Source organism: Prevotella sp. 10(H), assembly GCF_000711235.1.
In the GTDB taxonomy this organism is placed as follows: domain Bacteria; phylum Bacteroidota; class Bacteroidia; order Bacteroidales; family Dysgonomonadaceae; genus Dysgonomonas.
Genome location: NZ_JOMI01000003.1, coordinates 530576 through 553184, shown reverse-complemented (window position 1 = coordinate 553184; position 22609 = coordinate 530576). Strand labels below are relative to the sequence as shown.

The 22609-nt window shown below is 42.0% G+C and carries 18 protein-coding genes; 9 read left to right on the top strand and 9 right to left on the bottom strand.

Annotated elements, in window-relative coordinates; genetic code table 11:
* Positions 1 to 92: 92 nt before the first annotated feature.
* Positions 93 to 2120, top strand: a complete 2028-nt coding sequence (locus tag K348_RS0107890) for a transketolase (protein WP_029904423.1) — start codon at positions 93 to 95, stop codon at positions 2118 to 2120.
* 92 nt (positions 2121 to 2212) lie between these two features.
* The gene (locus tag K348_RS0107885) at positions 2213 to 2665 is read left to right on the top strand and encodes an RpiB/LacA/LacB family sugar-phosphate isomerase (RefSeq protein ID WP_029904422.1); all 453 of its coding nucleotides are present in this window, start codon (positions 2213 to 2215) and stop codon (positions 2663 to 2665) included.
* A gap of 9 nt (positions 2666 to 2674) precedes the next feature.
* On the opposite strand, the gene dgt is transcribed toward K348_RS0107885, so the two are convergent.
* Together dgt and K348_RS18385 are read right to left on the bottom strand one after the other, a co-directional pair.
* Positions 2675 to 4009: a dGTP triphosphohydrolase gene (gene dgt / locus K348_RS0107880; protein WP_029904421.1), complete on the bottom strand. Its 1335-nt coding sequence runs from the start codon at positions 4007 to 4009 to the stop codon at positions 2675 to 2677.
* A 339-nt stretch (positions 4010 to 4348) separates the two neighbouring features.
* The gene (locus K348_RS18385) at positions 4349 to 5005 is read right to left on the bottom strand and encodes a hypothetical protein (protein ID WP_036930263.1); all 657 of its coding nucleotides are present in this window, start codon (positions 5003 to 5005) and stop codon (positions 4349 to 4351) included.
* Positions 5006 to 5195: 190 nt separating this feature from the next.
* Between K348_RS18385 and K348_RS19005 the strand changes: the two genes are divergently transcribed.
* A complete protein-coding gene (locus K348_RS19005; RefSeq protein ID WP_231496755.1) occupies positions 5196 to 5378 on the top strand; it encodes a hypothetical protein in 183 nt (60 codons plus the stop codon).
* A gap of 458 nt (positions 5379 to 5836) precedes the next feature.
* Positions 5837 to 7249, top strand: a complete 1413-nt coding sequence (locus K348_RS0107865; protein WP_029904419.1) for a DHA2 family efflux MFS transporter permease subunit — start codon at positions 5837 to 5839, stop codon at positions 7247 to 7249.
* Between the two features lie 5 nt (positions 7250 to 7254).
* Here the strand turns inward: K348_RS0107865 and K348_RS0107860 are convergent, their stop codons facing one another.
* Both K348_RS0107860 and corA read right to left on the bottom strand, forming a co-directional pair.
* Positions 7255 to 8418, bottom strand: a complete 1164-nt coding sequence (locus K348_RS0107860; protein WP_197027635.1) for a tetratricopeptide repeat protein — start codon at positions 8416 to 8418, stop codon at positions 7255 to 7257.
* A gap of 14 nt (positions 8419 to 8432) precedes the next feature.
* The gene (gene corA, locus K348_RS0107855) at positions 8433 to 9509 is read right to left on the bottom strand and encodes a magnesium/cobalt transporter CorA (RefSeq protein WP_029904417.1); all 1077 of its coding nucleotides are present in this window, start codon (positions 9507 to 9509) and stop codon (positions 8433 to 8435) included.
* A gap of 136 nt (positions 9510 to 9645) precedes the next feature.
* On the opposite strand from corA, the gene K348_RS0107850 reads away from it, so the two are divergent.
* Complete coding sequence (locus K348_RS0107850) at positions 9646 to 11286, top strand: sulfatase-like hydrolase/transferase (RefSeq protein ID WP_029904416.1); 1641 nt, start codon at positions 9646 to 9648, stop codon at positions 11284 to 11286.
* 443 nt (positions 11287 to 11729) lie between these two features.
* On the opposite strand, the gene K348_RS0107845 is transcribed toward K348_RS0107850, so the two are convergent.
* Both K348_RS0107845 and lgt read right to left on the bottom strand, forming a co-directional pair.
* On the bottom strand, positions 11730 to 12932 hold the full coding sequence (locus tag K348_RS0107845) for an FprA family A-type flavoprotein (protein ID WP_029904415.1): 1203 nt from the start codon (positions 12930 to 12932) through the stop codon (positions 11730 to 11732).
* Positions 12933 to 12934: 2 nt separating this feature from the next.
* Positions 12935 to 14002 carry a prolipoprotein diacylglyceryl transferase gene (gene lgt, locus K348_RS0107840; RefSeq protein ID WP_029904414.1) on the bottom strand — a complete coding sequence of 356 codons (1068 nt, stop codon included), beginning with the start codon at positions 14000 to 14002 and terminating at the stop codon, positions 12935 to 12937.
* Between the two features lie 362 nt (positions 14003 to 14364).
* Between lgt and K348_RS0107835 the strand changes: the two genes are divergently transcribed.
* The 4 genes from K348_RS0107835 to K348_RS0107820 all read left to right on the top strand — a co-directional run bounded on the left by K348_RS0107835 (position 14365) and on the right by K348_RS0107820 (position 19766).
* Positions 14365 to 16332, top strand: coding sequence for a glycogen debranching enzyme N-terminal domain-containing protein (locus K348_RS0107835; RefSeq protein WP_029904413.1), 1968 nt, complete (start codon positions 14365 to 14367; stop codon positions 16330 to 16332).
* Between the two features lie 101 nt (positions 16333 to 16433).
* A complete protein-coding gene (locus K348_RS0107830) occupies positions 16434 to 17705 on the top strand; it encodes a glycosyltransferase (RefSeq protein ID WP_029904412.1) in 1272 nt (423 codons plus the stop codon).
* A 15-nt stretch (positions 17706 to 17720) separates the two neighbouring features.
* Positions 17721 to 19313 (top strand): polysaccharide deacetylase family protein, encoded by a 1593-nt coding sequence (locus tag K348_RS0107825; RefSeq protein WP_081852537.1) that lies wholly within the window; start codon positions 17721 to 17723, stop codon positions 19311 to 19313.
* Positions 19314 to 19406: 93 nt separating this feature from the next.
* A complete protein-coding gene (locus K348_RS0107820) occupies positions 19407 to 19766 on the top strand; it encodes a hypothetical protein (RefSeq protein ID WP_029904410.1) in 360 nt (119 codons plus the stop codon).
* Between the two features lie 62 nt (positions 19767 to 19828).
* Here the strand turns inward: K348_RS0107820 and K348_RS0107815 are convergent, their stop codons facing one another.
* The 3 genes from K348_RS0107815 to K348_RS0107805 all read right to left on the bottom strand — a co-directional run bounded on the left by K348_RS0107815 (position 19829) and on the right by K348_RS0107805 (position 22522).
* Entirely contained in the window at positions 19829 to 21265 is a 1437-nt protein-coding gene (locus K348_RS0107815; RefSeq protein ID WP_051697707.1) for a M56 family metallopeptidase, read from the bottom strand.
* Positions 21266 to 21269: 4 nt separating this feature from the next.
* On the bottom strand, positions 21270 to 21629 hold the full coding sequence (locus K348_RS0107810; protein ID WP_029904408.1) for a BlaI/MecI/CopY family transcriptional regulator: 360 nt from the start codon (positions 21627 to 21629) through the stop codon (positions 21270 to 21272).
* Between the two features lie 143 nt (positions 21630 to 21772).
* A complete protein-coding gene (locus K348_RS0107805; RefSeq protein ID WP_029904407.1) occupies positions 21773 to 22522 on the bottom strand; it encodes an RDD family protein in 750 nt (249 codons plus the stop codon).
* Positions 22523 to 22609 lie beyond the last annotated feature (87 nt).

Here is a 22609-nt window from a genome sequence, read left to right as displayed (position 1 = left end):
TGCGTTTATATAACATTTATACGACTTTAGTTCGGTATTACGGGCTTATTTCCTATTTTTGTGCAAACGTAAATTAATTAACTTATATCATAATGACTTCAACAGATTTGCTCAACAGAAGTGCTGATAACATACGTATCTTATCAGCTTCGATGGTCGAGAAGGCCAATTCCGGACATCCCGGAGGTGCTATGGGTGGTGCCGACTATATTAATGTCTTGTTTACAGAGTTTCTGGTTTACGACCCGAAAAATCCTACGTGGGAAAACCGTGACCGTTTCTTCTTAGATCCCGGTCATATGTCGGCCATGCTATATAGTACCCTTTGTCTGGCGGGTAAATTCAAACTTGAAGATCTTCAGCAGTTCCGTCAATGGGGCAGCGTTACTCCCGGGCATCCCGAACGCGATGTAATGCGCGGTATCGAGAATACTTCCGGCCCGTTAGGCCAAGGCCATACCTTTGCTGTAGGTGCTGCCATTGCTGCCAAGTTCTTAGGTCATCGCTTCGGTGAATGTATGGATCACACTATCTATTCTTACATTTCCGACGGCGGTATACAGGAAGAAATCTCACAGGGTGCAGGCCGCACAGCCGGACACTTAGGTCTTGATAACCTTGTTATGTTCTATGACTCCAACGGCATCCAGCTTTCTACTAAGACTACAGAAGTTTCCGAAGAAGATGTAGCCGCAAAATATAAAGCTTGGGGATGGCGTGTTATTACTATTAACGGTAACGATGTCACTGAAATCCGCGCCGCTCTTACCGAAGCCAAACAGGAAAAAGAAAGACCTACCCTTATAATAGGTAATACTACTATGGGTAAAGGTGCTGTAAAAGCCGATGGCAGCAGTTTCGAAGATGAAACGGATACTCATGGACAGCCACTGACTGCAGCAGGAGCCTCTTTCGAGAAGACTATCGAAAACCTCGGCGGTGACCCTAAAAACCCGTTTGCAATCTTCCCTGAAGTACAAGAGCTATATAACAATAGAGCCAAAGAACTCGAAGAAATAGTAGCCAAGAAACAAGAAGCTAAAGCAGCCTGGGCAAAACAAAACCCTGAACTGGCTACCAAACTTCAGCAATGGTTCGACGGCTATATTCCACCGATAGACTGGAAATCTATCGAACAGAAACCGAATCAGGCTACCCGCGCAGCTTCTGCAACCGTATTGGGTATATTGGCTAAACAGGTAGAGAATATGATTGTTTCTTCTGCCGACCTTTCCAACTCGGACAAGACAGACGGCTTCCTCAAGAATACCCATAGCATGAAGAAAGGCGACTTCTCGGGAGCTTTTCTACAAGCCGGAGTATCAGAGTTAACAATGGCCTGTCTTACTATCGGTATGTGCCTGCATGGCGGTGTTATTCCTGCATGTGCCACTTTCTTTGTTTTCTCCGATTATATGAAGCCTGCTATTCGTCTGGCTGCCTTAATGGAACTACCTGTTAAGTTCATCTGGACGCACGACGCTTTCCGTGTCGGTGAAGACGGCCCTACTCACGAGCCTGTAGAACAGGAAGCACAGATTCGCCTGCTTGAGAAATTGCAGAACCACCACGGACATAACTCTATGCTGGTATTGCGTCCTGCCGATGTTACCGAAGCTACCATATCGTGGAAAATGGCTATGGAGAACAAATCGACTCCTACAGGTCTTATTTTCTCTCGACAGAATATAAACGACCTTCCTGCTAAAACAAACCGTTATACAGAAGCTCTTCAGGCAGAAAAAGGAGCATACATTGTACAGGAAGACGACAACTACGATATTATCCTGTTAGCATCCGGTTCGGAAGTATCCACTCTTGTAGAAGGAGCAGAATTGCTGAAAGCGGACAATATAAAGACACGCATCGTATCGGTGCCGTCCGAAGGCCTCTTCCGTGCACAGACACTTGCTTATCAGGAGAATGTGATTCCTAAAGATAAGAAAGTGTTCGGTCTTACCGCCGGATTGCCAGTCACCCTTCAAGGCCTTGTAGGCAGCAAAGGAAAGGTATGGGGCATGGAATCATTCGGTTTCTCCGCACCATACAAGGTACTGGATGAGAAACTCGGCTTTACTCCGGAGAATGTATACAATCAGGTCAAAGAATTTCTTAAATAATTGACATTTAACAATCACTATATAGTTGCAGGCTGCTCTCAGCCTGCAGCTTATGTTTAAAGTTCATAACTCATTATTCATAATTCAAACACATGAGTTTATTCCCTACTCCCGATAAACCAATCGGCCTTGCCAGCGACCATGCCGGCTTTTCTCTCAAAGAATACATTATCACCTTGTTCAAAAGTGAGGATATTCCTTATATCGACTTCGGTACATACAGCACCGATAGTGTCGATTATCCCGATTTCGGCCACAAACTGGGAGAAGCTATCGACTCAGGCCAGTGCGACAAAGGTATTGCTGTCTGCGGATCGGGCAACGGTATCAATATGACACTGAACCATCATAAGTATGTAAGGAGCGCTTTGTGCTGGAACACCGAGATAACAAGGCTTGCCAGACTGCACAACGATGCTAATGTATTGACCTTGCCGGGACGATTTATCAACCAGAAAGAAGCCTATGATATGATCGAAGTCTTCTTCAATACCCTGTTCGAAGGCGGAAGACATCAGAACAGAATCGATAAAATCCCTTGCTGATTATCTGAATTACACACTAGGCAGACTCATTCCCGTTAACTTACGATAGAGGTCTAGTGCATATATATCGGTCATTCCCGAGATAAAATCGAGTATAGCCAATATCTTCCCGTATTGTGTCGGTGCATCCGTTTCAAACTGTTCCGAAACACGGCTCAATACCAGTTCCGCATATTTTCCTTTCGGATTTTCCGCTGTAGCAGCTGAGATAAAGGTATCGAGTAGGAAGCCGATGATACGGTATCCGGCCAGTTCAATATCTACCACATCTTTAGCCCTGTATATTTTTCTGAAGCTGATATCTCCGGCTACCTTATTTGCTTTGTTCGGCAAAGGTGAAATATGGTCGATAAGCGCACCTTCAAAAGTGCCGTCGAGTATAAGCTGCTCATTATCCAGAAACACCGTTGTGCATTCTTCCACCAGCAACCCGATAAGGCTCGACCGAAGATAAGCTATCTGCTCGTTGGTATCGCTCACACGCTCCATAGTTCTCAGCATCTTTTCCTGCCTTTCTTCTGAAAAGAAATTCATGAACAGGCTTTTAGTCTGCTCTGTAGACAGCAAGCCCAGCTTATGCGCGTCTTCGATATCCATTGTCCTGTAGCAAATATCGTCTGCCGCCTCGACTAAATATACCAGCGGATGCCGCGCATATTTCAAAGGGGATTCCTGTAGGCAAAGCATACCCAACCCGTCGGCTATTCTACGGAAATCTTCTTCCTCAGCCTGAAAAAATCCGAACTTGCCTTTCTTCCCTGCAGCCAGAGCCGAATAGGGATATTTGGCAATAGAGGCTAACGTAGAATAGGTCAATACAAACCCGCCCGGACGACGCCCTTTAAATTGGTGAATAAGCATCCTGATAGAATTGGCATTCCCTTCGAAATTGACGAAATCTTCCCAGCGACCGCCTTCTGCTCTGACTTTCTCTTCCAGATGCCGGCCGTTACCTTCCACAAAGAAGCTTGTAATTGCCCGTTCACCCGAATGTCCGAACGGCGGATTCCCAAGGTCATGGGCAAGGCATCCGGCGGCTACGATTGAACTGATTTCTTCAAAATGCGCCTGCGAATCTGGGTATCTTTTTCTTAGTTCCCTGCCGATTATCTCTCCTAACGAACGTCCCACACAGGACACTTCTATACTGTGCGTCAACCGATTGTGAACAAAAACACTGCCCGGAAGCGGGAATACCTGTGTCTTGTTTTGCAAGCGACGAAACGGAGACGAAAATATCAGACGGTCGTAGTCACGCTGAAAATCAGTCCTGTCATGATGCTTTTCGTCGTGGTATTTCTCCATCCCGAAACGCTTTGCCGATAGAAGCTTTTCCCAATTCATATCATCTTTTGGTTTTTGGTTGTGCCAAAGATAAGGATTTTCGACTTCATAGAATATTTAGTATCTGATAATTATAGAGTATAGACGAAATCCGGCTATATGCATTTTGTATTTATTAACTATATATTGTTAAAAAGTAACGAAAGTAACGAAAATCAATGTGTAAATTAGCAAATGTGCCGATATGCCAATGGAGTAAAGAGTTACTCATAATTAATAACATTCAATCATTCTTACATTTATTAACTATATTGTTAAAAAGTAACGAAAGTAACGGATATCGGTCCCCTAGCCCCCGAAGTGGGGAAAGTCTCCCCTTTAGGGAGGTTGGAGGGGCTATCATCCTCTTCTGGTATATCCCGGAGGTAAACAGCAATCGATGGATGAAGGCAATATTTCCGATATTTTCTGTTTCTTCGATTCTATCCTCTTCGTTTGCGCTTTTTTCTCGCGTTCCCTTTCCAGCTCTTCATCAACAGCCACAACTATCTTCGCATTTTCTGCCCCACCTGTATGGAAATCATTCTTGCGGAAAATCATCAGTTGGCGCTTCGTCTCTTCATCGGGGACTTCTATTATTAACGGGCGTTGTTGGGAAGGTTGCTCCGCTTTCTTTTCTTTCATCTTATCGTTCCGCTCGAGTACATACCTGATAGCGCGGATGCTTGGGGCACAGTGTTTTTTCTTTATTATTCTGTTCTTTTCGATATCTTCGGCCGGATTGTTCTTATCGGGAATATATGTAATCTTTTCTTCTTTCTGGATATAGCCTTCGAGCAGTTGTTTCAATCCCATGCGGGCAGATGCTACCAAGGATTCTTCGCGGTGGTCGATAGCAGCTTCTACAGCTTCATTGAATTCGGGCTTTGTTTTTCTCCATTCGTAAAATGTTTTCGGGGCAATGTGAAGTATTTTACAGATTTCGGAGATACCGAAGAGGTCTTGTTCTATCATTTCTATAATACGGGTTGCAAGTTTGTTGTTAAATTTTGCCATGATGATAATGTTTTAAAGGGTTTTTATTGTATAGATAATTGTTTTAAAACTTTGTTAATAAAGCAAATTGGTAGTATCCAAATGGATTATTGTCTTTATCCAAATTTCACTTTTGTAATATTTATTGAGTTTTGTTTCTTTCTGCCGCGCCCTCCCGGGCTTGTCCATCCTTTTGGCATTGCCCAAAAGGATGCAAAAGGCTAGTGCTCCGTTCCCCGTCGACCTGTCAACGGCTTGCCGGCTGAAAGTGACAAACGGGCTTCGCCCCGTCCCTTTCTACGCCGTCTTCACCGGACAGGTGCCCGACTTGGGAACTAATGCACGGAGAGCTAACGCACAACAAGAATACAGACTGCCATCAGGTCTTTTTTAATTCTTGTCGTCGCATTGCGATTCCGGCCTCTGTTCCGCAGGCGGGGCTCCCAATCCGCAAAACGAAGGCGAAAAGCAAAATAGGGTTGGTGCTATAGGGTACTGATAACCAATACGCCGATGAGTCCGTATTATTTTGCTTCGCCGTAGTTGCGGTTTTGGGTCGCCGAGGGATGAAGCCTTGATTTTTTGCATCCTTTTTTATCAAGAAAAAAGAATGGACAAGCCCGGGAGGGCGCGGCAGCAATGAGTATAATTTGAAATATCAAATAAAGATTGAAATTTTAGATAAAATAAAAAGAGTCTTTAAACATATTATCTATAAACTTTTCCATATTCCTTGCGTTTATTAACCATAAACATTAAATTATCACCTGACATATTTGTCAGACACATAAGGCTGTATAGCCATACAAAAAAGAGTTATCTTTGCGCCTGATTAACAATTCGCATTCATACATGAAGATAGACAAGTCCTACACCGTATCGCTGATTGTAGCCATAGCATTTTTTATGCAGGGGCTGGACACGACAGCAGTGAATACGGCTGTGCCGGCAATGGCGCGGTCGTTCGGGACGGACGTTGTGCATCTGAGTGCGGGTGTTACTTCTTACCTGATAGCATTGGCTATATTCATTCCCGTGAGCGGGTGGATTGCCGACCGTTTCGGTACGCGCAAGGTATTCTGTACTTCAATCGTCCTGTTTATTATAGCCTCGGCGCTATGCGGAACGTCCCAAAATCTGACTCAGTTTGTTATCTTCCGTATCTTTCAGGGAATGGCAGGAGCAATGATGACACCTGTAGGACGATTGGCTGTATTGAAGACAACACCGAAAGAAAATCTGGTGACCGCTATGGCCTATATCACATGGCCTGCACTGGTTGCTCCTATACTGGGGCCGCTTGTAGGGGGGTATCTGACAACATACTGGAACTGGAACCTGATATTTTACCTGAATATACCAATCAGTATCGTCTGTGTTGCTCTGGCATGGCACCATATTCCCGAAGAAAAGGATACGAATCCCGCACGGCGTAGGTTTGATTTCGTCGGCTTTGTGCTCAGCGGGCTTGCACTGGCTGGTTTTATGTATGGGGTGGAATTGCTAAGCCGTACCGAAGTGCCGTATTATGTTTCGGTAATAATGGTACTGGTTAGTATAGGCCTGCTGGCTTTCAATATCCGCTACTCGCGCCATATATCCAATCCGTTGATAGATTACTCGGTGATTAAGATACCGACCTATAGCGTAACCATATTTACAGGCTCATTGTCGCGCATGGTAATAGGGGTTGCCCCTTATCTTATTCCATTGATGTTTCAGGAAGGATTCGGACTGACTCCGTTCGAATCGGGAACACTATTCCTTGCCACTATGGCGGGTAATCTGGCGATGAAACCGGCTACAATCTGGATTATGCGCCATTATAATTTCCGCACAGTACTGATCGCTAATGGATTTATGGTAGCATTATTCACATTCTTTACAGCCTTGCTACTGCCTACTACTCCGGTAATATTGATTGTGGTAGTGATGTTTATTTCGGGAATGTTCCGCTCTATGCAGTTCAGTGCTATTACGACACTCGCCTTTGCCGATATTCCCCAGCCGAGGATGACAGCCGCCAATACATTATACAGTACCGTACAGCAGATGTCGACAGGTATGGGTATTGCTATGGGTGCCGTATTCCTGCGATTTTCGAATATGATAAACGGAAGCACGCCACATTATAGCGTGGCAGACTTCCGTCTTGCATTTATCTTTGTTGCTGCATTAGGCATTATATCACTCTACGGATATACCAAGTTGACACCTGATGCTGGCGATGCGGTAAGGGTAAAGAAAAGAGACCGTAATGCTTAAATCAATTACTTCACATACGGAATAGATTCCACTTTTCCCTGTATTATATCCTGAACAAGCGTGCGGATAGTTGTATAAGCCAGATTGGCATCATACACTATACTGAAACCATACTTATTATCACCTTTTACCATTACGGGATCAAGACGTGCAGATTTGCCTTCTTCGGCAGGCGTTAATTCAAGTGTGATAGTAGAACCTATCTGCCCGTCTTTATCGGCTACGTAGAAAATGTATTTATCAATAGTACTACAAGGTGCATCTTCATAGCGTTCATACGCAGAAACCTCTTTATCTCCTACTGTAAAATGATCGACGCAACACATATCGGATATACTTGTCGACCATAATTCACCATTCTGATAAGCAGTGAATAATTTCTTTTTAGCAGCATCTGCCTGATCGTAATAGCCTAAGGCATTGTTACATTCTATCAGTTTTTCCAAAGAATAATAATCGTCCGGGAAATGATCTGTAAGTTCGGTATATGCGGTTAACGCCTGCGAATAGTTCTTTGCATCGAACTCCGTCTTTCCTATATTATAAAGGATAGTTACATATAATTCCTTATCCTTCTGCACTTTAGATTTTGCCACATAGAAAGTATCAAGCGCCTGTTTCAGATTGTTCTGATTGGCGTGAACGGCTCCAATCATATAATAGGCTTTTTCCGATGGATTCGGTAGATTTATAGCCTTACGGTAGTTATCCATAGCCTTTGTATAATCTTCCTGTGCAAAGTATATATCGCCCAATCCCGCATAATAACCGGATTGCTTCGGAGAAAGGCTGATAGCTTTCTGCAAATCGGCTATAGCTTCCGTATACTTCCCGTTAGCACTGTTCACAGAACCTTTTATAAAGAGTGCCTGTGAATTCTTTGCACTTTTCTGTATTGCCAGATCAGCATAGCGCGATGCATTGGTCAGATCATCGAGGCGAAGATAGGATTCGGCCACGTAAGCCAACTGGTCGGCTGTAGAGGTACGGGGAGTTTTCCCGTATTTTTCTATAATCTCGGAATATTGCCCGTTTTCGAACATCTGTTTGATACTAATAGCGGCACGCGGTTTCACCACCTGAAAATTCTTTGATTGTAAAGTTGTGCTATCCATAAAAGCAGGACAGATAAATAAGGAAGCCAGTAATAAGAATGCGAATGTTTTCATTGTTGTGTTATATTTTAGAACCATTTTTGTTTTCTCATCCATATGTATGTGCCGAGAGCGACAATTGCCATTGCTATCCAAGAAAAGAGATAGCCGTATTCCCAATCTGTTTCGGGCATAAATTTGAAATTCATACCCCATACACCGACAAGAAATGTGAGCGGGATGAACATAGTGGAAACTATGGTCAGCCGCTTTATTATTTCATTCAATTTCAGATTGTTGTTGTTATAATACAGATCGAGTAACGATGCGAGCGTTTCGTGCAGAGAGCCTAAATCACTCAGGGTAATACGCATACGGTCATCAAAATCGTTGAAATAGACTATATTTTCGTCTTTTATAAGTTTATTGGTATTATTCAGCAAGTTATTATACTCTTCGCGTAATGACATTACAGAACGCTTTATATGTGTATTATTTACCCTGCACTTGTGCATAAACTGCAGTATATTTCCCGAATTCTTCTTCTCTATAAGCTGGTCTTCAATTTCCACCAGCCTGTCCTCGACAGTCATTACCAGATTGACATTCGATAAATTGACTGCGCACAATAGGATGTACAAAAGAAAATCGGCTCCTTTCTGCCTTATCAGCCCGTTATTCTCTTCAATATCCTGCTTCACCTCATCGAAAACAGGGAGAAGAGCCTCCTGAAAACTTACGACAAAATTCTCGCCCAGTATAAATGCAATCTGTATGTCATCGGTTTCTGCGTTCTCTTTTTCCTGATAGAAAGCAGACATCAAAATGTAGGTCACATTATCGTAAGCAAGTACTTTTACTACCTGCTGATCGGATAATAAATCCTTCACATCGAAGCCATGCAGGTCGAATTCGCGGCAAATGCGGTTCACCGTAGCAGCATCTGAAATTCCGGTAACCCTGAACCAGTTCACCTTTGTTTTGTCAATGCTGTCCTTTAACGAGGTCTGGAGTTGTAATTCTTTGACTTCCGCCTTTGATACATCGTACTGCATCAGTTCGATACTCATAGGTATATCCTTATCACCCAAATATGTAGGTTTGGTAAGGAGGTAACGATGTGGGGATGTCTGTTTCTTTGATTTCCTAGACGTTCGTTTGTTCATGTCACTTATAGCGTTAACCATAATATAAGTTGTATCAAAAGTAAGAATAAAATACTATATTTGTAACGATTGCGGGATTATTTTGTTTTCTGCAACATGACTATTAAGAAAAAACGAAACTGTAAACAAGCTGCCAATGAGAGAGGTATTATCTATACTGAAGCAGAAAAAGATACAATTCTTCTTTCTGTTTTATATCCTGCTTCTTGTACCTATATTATGTCCGCTGGCCGAAAATTTTACTTTCCTCGATAAAGTCGCCGTTTTTCTCGTCTGCGGGTTATTTTTTGCCGCCATATGGGTGATCTCGCTTTTTATCAGTTCCAAATCTGAAAAGATCGTCTATTCGGTAATGCTCGCCATATCTATTATTCCCGGCTCTATCTATCTTGCTTATTTGCTGTTTGCCCATGTGATGATGGAGCAAAACAGTGTCACCAGCCTTTTCGAAACCAATCCGGAAGAAAGTAAGGAATTCGTTGCACATTATCTGAGCCTGTGGGTTATCGCCGGTGTAGTGGCTTATGCAGCCGTACCTATTGTAATGATTTGTTCGATGAAATCGTTCAAACGGTTGAGAGTAAGAAATAATAAAGTATTGTTTGTACTGAGCGTAGCTGTTATATTATGCATCGTCGGTATAGAAAGAGTTTCACGCTCGGTGTATTTTGTCAACTTTTACAGAACCTACATCAGTTATAAAATCCGGACAAACTACGAAGTAAAGACCATAAAGGAACGGCAGAATGTAGATTACAAAGTAGAAAGTATCCGGCCGGATTCCGTACCGTTGACACTGGTAGTGGTAATAGGTGAATCGTTGAATAAACACCACATGTCGCTTTACGGATATCAACGCGAAACCAATCCATTGTTAAAGAAATTAGGTGACAGCCTTGTAGTTTATAAGGATTTAGTTGCGCCGCAGGTACATACCATTCCTGTAATGCGCTCGCTGATGTCGATGTCGGAACTGTCTCATCCGTCATATTTTACTCAAAAGCCGTCGCTGTATGAACTTTTCAACCGTGCAGGATACGACACTTACCTGATCAGCAATCAGGAATTCAGCGAAGAATATAAATCCAGCTATGACATCCTGCTGACACTAGCAAAGAAAAAATATAACGTCGCCCCATTTAAGCAACACGACGATATTGTACTGCCCGTAATGGAGAAAATATTTAAAAATCCCGAAAACAACGGGAAAAACAGACTTATACTTATACATCTTATAGGTAATCATATGGCTTACGAATTCCGTTACCCGAAAGAATACATCGTCTTCAACCATAAGAAAGATAATCTCGTACCGGATGCACCTTACAGAGATGAAAAAGCAAAAAAGACAATCGATAAATTTGACAACTCGGTACTATACAACGATTATATTATAAACAGCATTATCAATACACTGAAAAGTCTTCAGGGGCAGGATGCCGTCATGGTATATTTTTCCGATCATGGCGAAGAGCTATACGATTACCGTGAATTTGCAGGGCATGCTTATGAAAAAGTATCGCCGACAATGAGCGAAGTGCCGTTTATGGTATGGATGTCGCCGTCATACAGGGAAACGCGCCAAGACCTTATCTTTAATCCGGAACTCCCCTATTCCACCGAAGATTTTATATATTCCGTTTCCGATCTTGCCGGTTTGAAATATAAAGATTATAATGATACCAGAAGCCTGTTTTCGAAGAAGTATGAACTGAAGAGACGCTATGTAGGGGAAAAGAAATATGAAGATATTAAGAATAAATTTGAGGGGAAATAAATAAAGACAAGTTATTAATACTTAGTTAATATTTCAAAGACAGCTCATTTCGGCCGTCCCTTACCGGGATTATTCATCCTTTTGTCATAATACTTATAGCAATCTTTTATTTATAACTCTCGTTATGCGTCAGCATGCGCCGTTAGCTTCAAGTACGGGGTACCCGTAGGGTGAAAAAGGCTAAAAAACGAAAACGTGTTTGAGCTTATTGGAATTACGATATTTATAATTGTTGCGAGCGAGTTTTTTCGTTTAGCCTTTAAGCCCGTTACGGGTCGGACGTTGAAGCGGGGCGCTAAAGCGTTTTTGGTTCCTTTTGCGGCTTTGGGCAAAAGGAACGCAAGTAATTTTCAATTACGCGCAGAATAAAAGCGACCTCAAATAAAAAATGAGTTATGAACCTCAATCCATAACTCATCATTTATAATTTATCAGTAAAAAACTTATCTGTCCAGCTTTAGTCTTTCCGCCATCGATTTACCCAATGAAATACACGCATCGTAAGTATCTAGGCGCATAGCCTGACGCATTTCCACAGGCTCACCTATTACCTCGAATTTGGTATCCTCAGCAAACTGGGCCAGACGCTTTACAGCAGCCCCCGCCCATGTAAAAGAGCCGAAATAACCGAAGTAACGGTGCTTCATATCACGGCCTTCAATTTTAGAAAGTAAATATTCCACTTCGGGAAATAACTTATTGTTGTATGTAGGAGAACCCACAATAAGACCTTTGTATTTAAAAATATCGCGGATAATATACGAATGTGAACGTTTGGATACATTATGCAGGATAACCTCTTTTATTCCTTGCTGCGCCAGTTCATAAGCTACAGTTTCGGCCATTTGTTCAGTATTTCCGTACATACTGCCGTATGCTATCACTACACCTTCGTCACCTTCATAGCGGCTAAGTTTATCGTAGATAGAAATCACTTTCTTGATCTGGTCGTCCATTGTCCAGATAGGGCCATGAGTAGAACAGATCATTTTAATATCTATGGCACTCAACTTTTCGAGAGCCTTTTGAACAGGTGAACCGAACTTACCGACTACATTCGAATAATAGCGTATCATTTCGTCGTAATAACGTTCGGGATGCAACTGAGTGTCGGTAATTCCCCCGTCCAATGTGCCAAAAGTACCGAATGCATCGCCCGAAAAGATAACCTTATCGGTAGTATCGTAAGTCATCATTGTCTCCGGCCAGTGCACCATCGGCGTCATATAGAAGACCAGATTATGCTTACCCAGCGACAAATGGTTACCATCTTCGATCACCATAACGCCGTCGGTAATACCGTAAAAGCCCTGCACCATATCGGCCGTGCGTTTATTGCCTACTACCTGTACATTCGGATAACGGTTTCTAAGCAGACCGAGCGAACCTGAATGGTCGGGTTCCATATGATTGATGATAACATAGTCGAGCGGTTTGCCGTCCAACGCAATCTCCAGTTTATGGAAGAAAATATCGGAATAGCAGACATCCACTGTATCGAACAATGCTGTTTTCTCGTCCGAGATGAGATATGAATTGTAAGAAACGCCTTTAGGCAAAGGCCATAGATTTTCGAAAAGATGCTTTGTACGGTCGTTTACACCGATATAGAACAAATCATTCTTAATAGCTATTGGTTTCAACATCACTATTTAGTATTTTTCTTTTTTATATTGTTTGTATTATTTGTCGTTGCGGCTATCGGTTGCTCCTTTCTGGTCAATGCACTCCATACCAGCCATATACCCCAGATGATAAACGGTAAGCTGAGCAGTTGCCCCATATTTATGCCGAACGTATTCACCATATCTATTTCGAACGGTTCCTGCAGATTCTTTATAAACTCGATACAGAAACGCGAGAGGAAAATGCCTATCAGCGAAATACCCAATATCAGTCCTGTCTTGTTGCGGGCAGTCGTTTTATAGAACAGATACATCCCCAGTCCGAATATAAAGAGGTAAATAAGCGCTTCGTATATCTGTGTTGGATGACATGGCAATTCGCCTGAGCCTCCGGCACTAAGCGGTTCATGCCAATCCCTATCCCTCACAAAATTAAAGCCCCACGGCAAAGTGGTAGGCCCGCCGTATATTTCGGAATTCATCAGATTACCTAGCCGGATAGATGTTGCACCTATAGCAACCCCTACAACAAGGCGGTCGAGCGTTTTTATCGTGGTTTCACGGGTAGTATATACCATAGATACACAGATGCCTATCAATAATCCCATAAAACCTGCTTCCCACATACCCAGCGCTGTAGATGTACCTGATATCATACTGTAGCCCAACTGAACAGCAACACCCAATACCAGACCTATCGCGGCAAATATGCCGAAATGCTTCCAGTTCATTTTCTGCTTGGTTATTTTCAGTGCATAGAGGCATACCCCTATCGTCATACCGATAGCTCCCCCGTGACTGGCAAGCCCGCCTTCCCATACCTTGAGTATTTCAAGGGGATTGGACAGGTAATGTACCGGATCATAAAACAGGCAGTGACCGATGCGGGCACCTATAACAAGAGCTGCCACTACATAGATAAACAGGCTATCGAACCATTTCTCGGGCAGTTTTTCCCATTTGTACATCCGCTGTACAACCATTGAAGTAAGGAGAACCCCTCCTGCCCATAAAATTCCATACCAGCGTATTCCACGTCCGAATATGGAAAATGCTTCGGGATCGACGTCCCATGTGATGAAAGAAAGCATATTTGATTATTTTTATTTTACACAAACTACCGCAATTCTACGGATTACAAAGATATAAAAATAGTATTCAATCGGTAATCGTTTGGTGAATAAGTTAAATTAAATGCCAATATTTCGGTATTACTAAAAACTCAATCACTATTATTTTGTTATAACGTTAAACATGCATATAATGTAAATTAATTCTAAAAAACCAAGAGTTTGCAGCATATAAATACAGCCTGACTTTTATGTTAATAAACATTATGATCAAATTGGAAGATTTATTAACATTTTTACTATCTTTAAAAGCAGAAAAAGGCCCGGAACAATATCTATATGCTCAATGGCCTATGTATAAACAGTGTAACTGTTAATAAATTATGGATTATAACAAAACAAATACGTATTTGAAATTCGACAAATCGCGCATGGTTAACCTTGAATATTCCCTGCGCAGGGAAATACTCAGGACAAACCGCCGCGGTGCCTACCATTGCACTACCCTTGTAGAATGCAATACGCGAAAACAGCACGGATTACTGGTGATGCCGGTGCCCAAGCTCGGCAATTCAAATCATGTACTGCTTTCGTCATTCGATGAAACCGTAATACAGCACGGCGCCGATTTCAATCTGGGAATACACAAGTACGACGGCAACAATTACAGTCCGATGGGGCACAAATATATCCGTGAGTTCAGTTGCGACTCTTTGCCGAAGACGATATATCGTGTCGGGGGCGTCATCTTGTCAAAAGAAAAGATGTTTTCACTCGAAGACAATACTATTTTTATCCGTTATACCTTATTGGACGCGCATTCGCCGACTACAATGCGTTTTAAGCCATTCCTTGCTTTCCGTGAAATTAACACATTGACCGGAGAAAATACCGTCGCCGAACATGGCTACAAGGAAGTGGAAAACGGCATCAGTATGTGTATGTACAGCGGATATCCTGAATTATTCATGCAGTTCAGCAAAAAGGTAGACTTTGTATTCGACCCTAACTGGTACAAAGGAATAGAATACGAACGCGATAAAGAAGACGGGCTACCATTTAAAGAAGACCTGTATGTACCCGGCTATTTTGAATTACCGATCAAAAAGGGTGAATCAATCATTTTCTCAGCAAGCGATGTAGAAGCAAATACTAGCAGGCTGGCCGCTTTGTTCGATGAGGGAGAAAAAGCGCGTACGCCGCGTTCATCTTTCTATAATTGCCTTAAAAACTCGGGTCATCAATTCTATTTCCGTCCGTCAAAAGACGAACTGTACCTGCTGAACGGCTACCCATGGGGAAAAGTAACAGCCAGAGAGCAATTCATGGCTCTGCCGGGGCTTACCATAGGAATAGACAAACCCGAAGCATTCGAAGAAATCGCCGATACTGCCATACCGACGATAGAAGCATTTATGAAAGGAGAACCTGTAAACGGATTCCTGAAAGACATAGGCAACTCGGATGTATTGCTTTGGTTAATATGGGCAATGAAAAGATTTTCGGATGCTAATAAAGAAAGATTCTATCAGAAATATGCATCACTTGTCTGCAGGATTATAGCTTTCATTCAGGAAGGTAAACACCCGAATCTTAAACCGTTGACTAATGGCTTGCTAACTGTCGACAACCGTGTAGGATTTCCCAGCTGGATGAACAACGAAGCAGCTGCAAATTATCAGATATTGCCACGTACAGGCTGTCTGGTAGAAATCAATGCATTCTGGTATAACGCATTGATGTTCAACAAAGATATTGCCCTGTATCTGGAAGACGAGCGTCTCGAAAAGAAGATGGGACTGCATGCAGAACTGGTAAAAACTTCATTCGTAGAGCTATTCTACAACGACGGAGGATATCTTTACGACTATGTATCAGGGAATTATGTAGACTGGAGTGTACGTCCGAATATGTTACTGGCTATTTCACTCGATTACCCTATACTGGATAGGCGGCAAAGCAAATCCGTGATAGATATAATAACCAAGGAACTGTTGACATCGAAAGGCATACGTTCTCTGAGCCCGAAAAGTATCGGCTTTATGCCTCGATGTGAAGGTACGATAAACGATAAAGTGCATAGTGCATATAGCGGTGCCTCATGGCCATGGCTGCTAGGGCCGTATATGGAAGCATATCTGAAAATTTTCCAGCGGAGTGGCTTTTCATTCCTCGACAGGCTACTCATCGGAGTAGAAGACGAGATGTCGAACGATTGCATTGCCTCTCTGTCAGCCTTGTATGACGGCAGCATACCGTATTTCGGCCACGGGCCTATATCGTATGCAATAAGCGTTGCCGGAGTGATTAGGGCTTTGAATCTGCAAAGGGCTATTGCAGACGAATTATAAGTATAAAAAGTATTAACCATATAATAATTATTATTAATGGGAGAAAGGAAATTGAAAGTCGTTATTTATTCCGAATCATTAATGTCTAAAATTGAAAGCATATGAAAGCATTGATGTTTGGATGGGAGTTTCCTCCTCATATATTGGGAGGGCTCGGAACGGCGAGTTACGGGCTAACAAGAGGGATGTCACTACAGCCCGATATGGATATTACATTTGTGATACCTAAGCCGTGGGGCGATGAAGACCAGAGTTTTCTGAAAATCATCGGCGCATGCAATACGCCTATCGTATGGAAAGATGTCCATTGGGATTATGTGAATGAAAGGCTCTCTAAATATATGGATCCGCAGGAATACTACAACCTGAGAGATCATATATACGCCGATTTCAGCTATATGTATACCAACGATCTGGGATGTATCGAATTCTCAGGACGTTATCCTGATAACCTGCTTGAGGAAATAAATAACTATTCCATAGTGGCAGGAGTGATTGCGCGCTCGCACGATTTCGATATCATACATTCACACGACTGGCTCACCTACCCTGCCGGAATACATGCCAAAAATGTGCTAGGCAAACCCTTGGTAATACATGTGCATGCTACCGACTTCGACCGTAGCCGCGGGAATGTCAATCCGCAGGTGTACCAGATGGAAAAGAACGGCATGGATAATGCCGATCATATCATATGTGTGAGTAACCTTACACGCCAGACAGTTATCGAGAAATATTATCAGGATCCGGCTAAGGTAACTACCGTACACAATGCGGTAGAGCCGTTAAGCCCCGAAATACTGGCGATCAATCCCGGAAAAGGAATAAAGGACAAAGTCGTCACTTTCCTCGGCCGCATCACCATGCAAAAAGGCCCTGAATACTTTGTCGAAGCCGCTGCCAGAGTACTGGAAAGAGCCCAAAATGTACAATTCGTTATGGCGGGCAGTGGCGATATGATGGAGCGGATGCTCTATCTGGCTGCCGAAAAAGGTATATCGGACAGGTTCCATTTCACTGGCTTCCTCAAAGGAAAACAGGTATATGAAATGCTCAAACGCAGCGATGTATATGTGATGCCGTCCGTATCCGAACCATTCGGGATTTCCCCGTTGGAAGCGATGCAATGCAGCATACCGACCATTATATCCAAGCAATCGGGTTGTGCCGAAATACTTGACAAGGCCGTAAAAATCGACTATTGGGATGTAGACGGAATGGCCGATGCCATATACTCTATTTGTACATACGATGCAATGGCTAAATTCCTCAGCGAGGAAGGGAAAGCTGAAGTAGACAATATCAAATGGGAATATGCAGGACAGAAAGTCAGGAATATATACAATCAGTTAACAGGAATGAGTCAACAATAATACAACAATATAGTTATGAAAAATATTTGTTTCTACTTCCAGATACATCAGCCGCACCGGTTAAAAAGATACAGATTCTTCAATATAGGAGGAGATCATTATTACTATGACGACTTTGCCAACGAAGATTTTATACAACGTGTAGCTGAAATTTCCTTTGTGCCGGCCAACAGGCTGATGCTGGACATGATTCGCGAAAACAACGGTAAATTCAAAGTGGCGTTTTCCATTTCAGGAGTAGCGTTAGACCAGTTGGAAATTTATGCCCCTGAAGTCATTGAAGGGTTCAAAGAGCTGGCCGATACCGGATGCGTTGAGTTCCTTTCGGAAACTCAGGGACATTCACTTGCCTCGTTGATCGATCCCGAAGGCTTTAAAAAGCAGGTAAAGGATCACGACGAAAAAATAGAAAGCCTTTTCGGACAAAAGCCGAAAGTATTCCGCAATACGGAACTTATCTATTCCGACGATATAGCCGAACTCGTTTATGAAATGGGATATACGGGTGTATTAACACCGGGCGCCAAAAGGACACTGGGATGGAAAAGCCCGAACTATGTCTATAAATCGGCAGTTCAGCCAAAACTAAAACTGTTAGTACGCAATCCGCGTTTCAGTGATGATATTTCTACCCGTTTCTCTAATTACAATTGGAGTGAATATCCGCTTACGGCAGATAAATTCATGGGCTGGATCGCAGCCACACCGAAAGAAGAGCAAGTGATAAACCTTTTTATGAACTACGAAGCGCTGGGCAATTTCCAAAAGAAAAGTTCCGGTATATTCGAGTTTATGAAAGCCTTACCTCGTTTTGCAGCTGAAAAAAATATCGGGTTCGCCACTCCGTCCGAGGTATTGAGCATGATGAAACCTGTAGACACTATTTCTTCCATGCATCCGATTTCGTGGATTGGAGAAGAAAAAGATATTTCTGCATGGTTGGGAAATACGCTTCAACAGGAAGCTTTCAACAAATTGTATGAAATAGCCGAACGCGTAAGTTTGAGCCAGTCGCGCCGATTGCTTCAGGACTGGACTTATTTGCAGTCGAGCGATCATTTCTACTATATGGGAACTAAGAACGACCTGCCTTTCAGCCCCTATGCATCGCCGTATGAAGCATTTAATACCTATATGAATGTGTTGAGCGATTTCAAGGAAAGAGTTGATGCCGAATTCCCTAGTTCAATCGATAATGAAGAATTGAACGCCTTGCTGACAACGATACACAATCAGGCCGACGAAATAGAAAAACTGAATGAGAAAATAAAGAAATTCGAAACGGATGCTAAAGCCCCTGCGTCTAAAAGCCCGGTGAAAAAAGAAACAGCACCAAAGGTTGAGAAAAAGGAGAAGGCGGCGCCTGCAACTGTAAAAAAAGAAGAAAAAGTAACAGCTGCAGAAGTGAAAGAGAAAGCTCCTGCCCCAAAAACCGCTGCAAAAAAGGAAAAGGCCACAACGACTAAAAATATTAAACCGCAAGTAAAAGCTGAAACAAAAGCCGTTTCAACCCCTAAAACAAAAGCTGTTGCTAAACCAAAAGAAAAAACAATCAGCACAAAAACCGCATCCACAGCCAAAGCGAAGGAAAAAGCGGAAAAAAAATAAGCTGTCCTTATTAAGGTATGCAGCTTTTTGAAAACAGAAAGCATCTTTATTATTAGGTAGTATAGTATTTAGAACACTCAATAATCTACACCTATGAAAATAAAGATGCTTTCTGCTTGTTCAAAATTTTATTCTTCGCTGCTTACGCTTATTGGCGGGTCTTTCGGTAAAAAGGCGTTGATCAATAGTGAAGCAGGAAAACACATTGTAAAACACATCAAAGTGGTAGTGGGTAAACCCCGTAAGCACGATGATAGCGAGCGTGTATATTATGTCGATAATATAAAAACCGATATTGAAGGTTCTTTTCAATTAAATTTTATAGAATATCCGGAGTCCCAACAATTTGCTTTGAGAATAAACAATGTGGACAGAAAAAATAGTAACCCTGAAACAAAAGTAAAATCCATCGGACTTATAAACCGAAGTTTTGTTATCGGGATACTCATGTAATCATTTAACCTGAAAAAAGTATGTAAAGGAAAGCTGCTTTCATCGAAAGCAGCTTTTTTATATTAATTCGGCGGTAAGATAAGCAGCACGGGACCAACCGTACCCTCTTCGTTCACACCCTGAAAATCGACTACAATATCATATTTGCCGGGTGGATTATGTATGGCATATACCCTCTTTCCTTCATCGGGTATCTTTTCAACTGTACCACTTACACCATGCTCTCCCCTTTTAGGAATAATTCTCACCACAGGGTCTTTCAGTTCTTTAAATTTCTTGTTACCTGTAGAATTAATTTGAATAGGATAGGACTTTACAATACCATTAGGCTGAGTTATTGTCACTGTCACGCTTTTAGTCCCATCAGCTTCTTCGGAGATTATCTCACTAATAGCTACAGTAGTATATTTCCCTGTCAAAGACGAAGCTTTCTTATCTTTTTCAGCCGGGAAAGGTGGAGGTGGCGGAGCCTTTTTGTCACCCTTTTGCTTCTCCGCAGGTAAAGGAGGCGGTGGAGGCGGTACCTGTTTCTTTTTCTGAAAATTATTCATACTTTCGTAATTGACTAATGAATGTAACGGTTCATTCACTTCGTGACGGGCAAAGGCATATACCGACAGTATAGCCAGCGGCAGCGTCAAAAGCAGCCTGAGCCGCGCCCATTTGTTTGATTTTTCTTTTAACATCATAGTAATTCTCTTTTTAATTTTACTGTGATTGAAGCTGTTGGCCAGAGTGTAGGAGCTTGTGCCAACAGCTTTTTTCACTAATAACAATTGATATTTGGTTGCATCGATGCCAGATTTCAAGACACTCATATCTGCCTGATATTCGTGTACATCTTTCAATTCCCTTTTGAGTAGCCATACTGCCGGATTAAACCATTGGAACGCCACAATCAGTTCCATAAAAAAAAGATCGATGGAATGGCGGTGTTTTGCATGGGCGATCTCATGTGTAATGATTTCATCGGGATGATTATCATAATCCTTTTCGGAGAGTACTATGTATTTTCCCCAACTGAAAGGTGTAATGTCTTTTGGTATAACTACCAGTATATATTTATCCAGAGTTTTTTTCTTTCCCGAACGGATAAGGCTATGCATATTAAAGAATGATCTTGATACGAGAGTTATATTCACAACGCCTCCCAGCATATATATAGCAAGTAATAATTTACCGACATTAATGGATGCCTTTTCCGGTGAAGACTCTGAAATATTAGAGTTTTCTGCAATTTCAATATTTTCTTCTATCTCGCCATTTTTATTTTCCAGCTTAAAGGCTTCTTCTATGGCAATGAAAGGCTTCTGTACTATTGTCAACTCATTTACATTGATCTTTATGAATGGCAATAACAAACATACAGCCATTCCTGCAAGCAAAACAATCCTGTTGAAACGGAAGAATGTTTCATTAGACAAGAATGTCTTCACACACAGATAAAATATGGTAAGGCATATTCCCGATTTAATTATATACAGCAGCAAAGCTTCCATCCCCTTACGATTTATTCTTTATTTGCCTGATCAGTTCCTGCAATTCGTCTACCGATAGCTTTTCCTCTTCTATCAAAGTAGATACTACCCGCGTATAGGAATTGCCGAAATACCGGTCTACAACATTTCCTAATGTCGCCTTCCGGTAATCGTCTTCCGATACCAGCGCATAATACTGGTAAGTATTCCCGTAAGACTTATATCCGATATAGCCCTTTTCTTCGAGTGTACGCACAATAGTGGATAATGTATTATAATGCGGCTTCGGCTCATCGTGTAAGTCGAGTAGTTCCCGTACAAACATTGGGCCGTTAGACCAGAAATAAGATAATATCTCTTCTTCTTTTGGAGTCAGTTTCTTCATGATATTCCGAATTAGTATTGAATACATCACAAATATAACTATATTTTATAGTTACACAACTACAAGACATAGTTAATCCGTAAGATTAACATTAATTAATCTATTCGAATGAAATAATAAAAAGGTAAGAGAATAGATATCAACTACATATCCTGCACTGCCAGATAATTGTAATCGCTTACTACTTTGCGTAGGAAAACTCTATCGGGGCCGTCATATTTGTAGCCTGTTATAGACTTTATACGTTCTGCCAGTCGCTGGTTGAAATAATCGCTGTCTCGCATACGCTGGTCTTCGATAATAGAAGTGATAGTCTGTATGTCTTTATCCGATAATTTATCCAATACATCGACATAACTTACTTTATAGTCCTCGTGAAAATCGAGGTCGGTAATTGACAATTCCCTGTTGCGGCTATTCAGGTTGAGATCGACTACGGTAGTTCCGGCAAGCATATCACCTAATCGCTGCGATTTCTTTGTCACAGCTACCATGATGACGGCAAGGAAACCCTTGGTCATTGAAAAGTCTACAAGTCGGAACAGCCACCTGATAAGAAAAGAACTGGACGTAGGCGCCGTACCGTCTACATTCACAACCCGTATTTTCATTATCATTTTTCCGGGACTCTGCCCCTTGTTTAATGTTTCGAATAAAAGATCGTAGAAGAGCACGGGGAAAAATATAATAACTATCAATAAAATAGCTGTTATTTCTCCATCAAGAGCGCTGTTTAAGGCCACAGAAGCAACCATGCCCATAATCCAGAACCAGCCGACAACCCACACGATAATAAAAATCCAGTCGAGGAGATAGGCAAGTATACGTTTGCCCACACCTGCTGTTTCGTAGTCTATGGTTACATTCTGAGTGGTTTGAACTTCTATGATCATCGCGGAAATATTATATACCTTGGCAAAATTAATTTTTTTAGATGATTATTAGTATATTTTTTTCTTTCTTTTTATACAAAGGACTAT

Excerpts from the sequence above, each read along its gene's own strand:
- K348_RS0107885 (WP_029904422.1), top strand. The coding sequence starts at position 2,213 with ATGAGTTTATTCCCTACTCCCGATAAACCAATCGGCCTTGCCAGCGAC.
- K348_RS0107810 (WP_029904408.1), bottom strand. The coding sequence starts at position 21,629 with ATGAAGAAACTGACTCCAAAAGAAGAAGAGATATTATCTTATTTCTGG.
- K348_RS0107825 (WP_081852537.1), top strand. The coding sequence starts at position 17,721 with ATGAAAAATATTTGTTTCTACTTCCAGATACATCAGCCGCACCGGTTA.
- K348_RS0107865 (WP_029904419.1), top strand. The coding sequence starts at position 5,837 with ATGAAGATAGACAAGTCCTACACCGTATCGCTGATTGTAGCCATAGCA.
- dgt (WP_029904421.1), bottom strand. The coding sequence starts at position 4,009 with ATGAATTGGGAAAAGCTTCTATCGGCAAAGCGTTTCGGGATGGAGAAA.
- K348_RS0107845 (WP_029904415.1), bottom strand. The coding sequence starts at position 12,932 with ATGTTGAAACCAATAGCTATTAAGAATGATTTGTTCTATATCGGTGTA.
- K348_RS0107830 (WP_029904412.1), top strand. The coding sequence starts at position 16,434 with ATGAAAGCATTGATGTTTGGATGGGAGTTTCCTCCTCATATATTGGGA.
- K348_RS0107890 (WP_029904423.1), top strand. The coding sequence starts at position 93 with ATGACTTCAACAGATTTGCTCAACAGAAGTGCTGATAACATACGTATC.
- K348_RS19005 (WP_231496755.1), top strand. The coding sequence starts at position 5,196 with ATGCAAAAGGCTAGTGCTCCGTTCCCCGTCGACCTGTCAACGGCTTGC.
- K348_RS0107835 (WP_029904413.1), top strand. The coding sequence starts at position 14,365 with ATGGATTATAACAAAACAAATACGTATTTGAAATTCGACAAATCGCGC.
- K348_RS0107850 (WP_029904416.1), top strand. The coding sequence starts at position 9,646 with ATGAGAGAGGTATTATCTATACTGAAGCAGAAAAAGATACAATTCTTC.
- K348_RS0107815 (WP_051697707.1), bottom strand. The coding sequence starts at position 21,265 with ATGGAAGCTTTGCTGCTGTATATAATTAAATCGGGAATATGCCTTACC.
- K348_RS0107860 (WP_197027635.1), bottom strand. The coding sequence starts at position 8,418 with ATGAAAACATTCGCATTCTTATTACTGGCTTCCTTATTTATCTGTCCT.
- corA (WP_029904417.1), bottom strand. The coding sequence starts at position 9,509 with ATGAACAAACGAACGTCTAGGAAATCAAAGAAACAGACATCCCCACAT.
- lgt (WP_029904414.1), bottom strand. The coding sequence starts at position 14,002 with ATGCTTTCTTTCATCACATGGGACGTCGATCCCGAAGCATTTTCCATA.
- K348_RS0107820 (WP_029904410.1), top strand. The coding sequence starts at position 19,407 with ATGAAAATAAAGATGCTTTCTGCTTGTTCAAAATTTTATTCTTCGCTG.
- K348_RS18385 (WP_036930263.1), bottom strand. The coding sequence starts at position 5,005 with ATGGCAAAATTTAACAACAAACTTGCAACCCGTATTATAGAAATGATA.
- K348_RS0107805 (WP_029904407.1), bottom strand. The coding sequence starts at position 22,522 with ATGATCATAGAAGTTCAAACCACTCAGAATGTAACCATAGACTACGAA.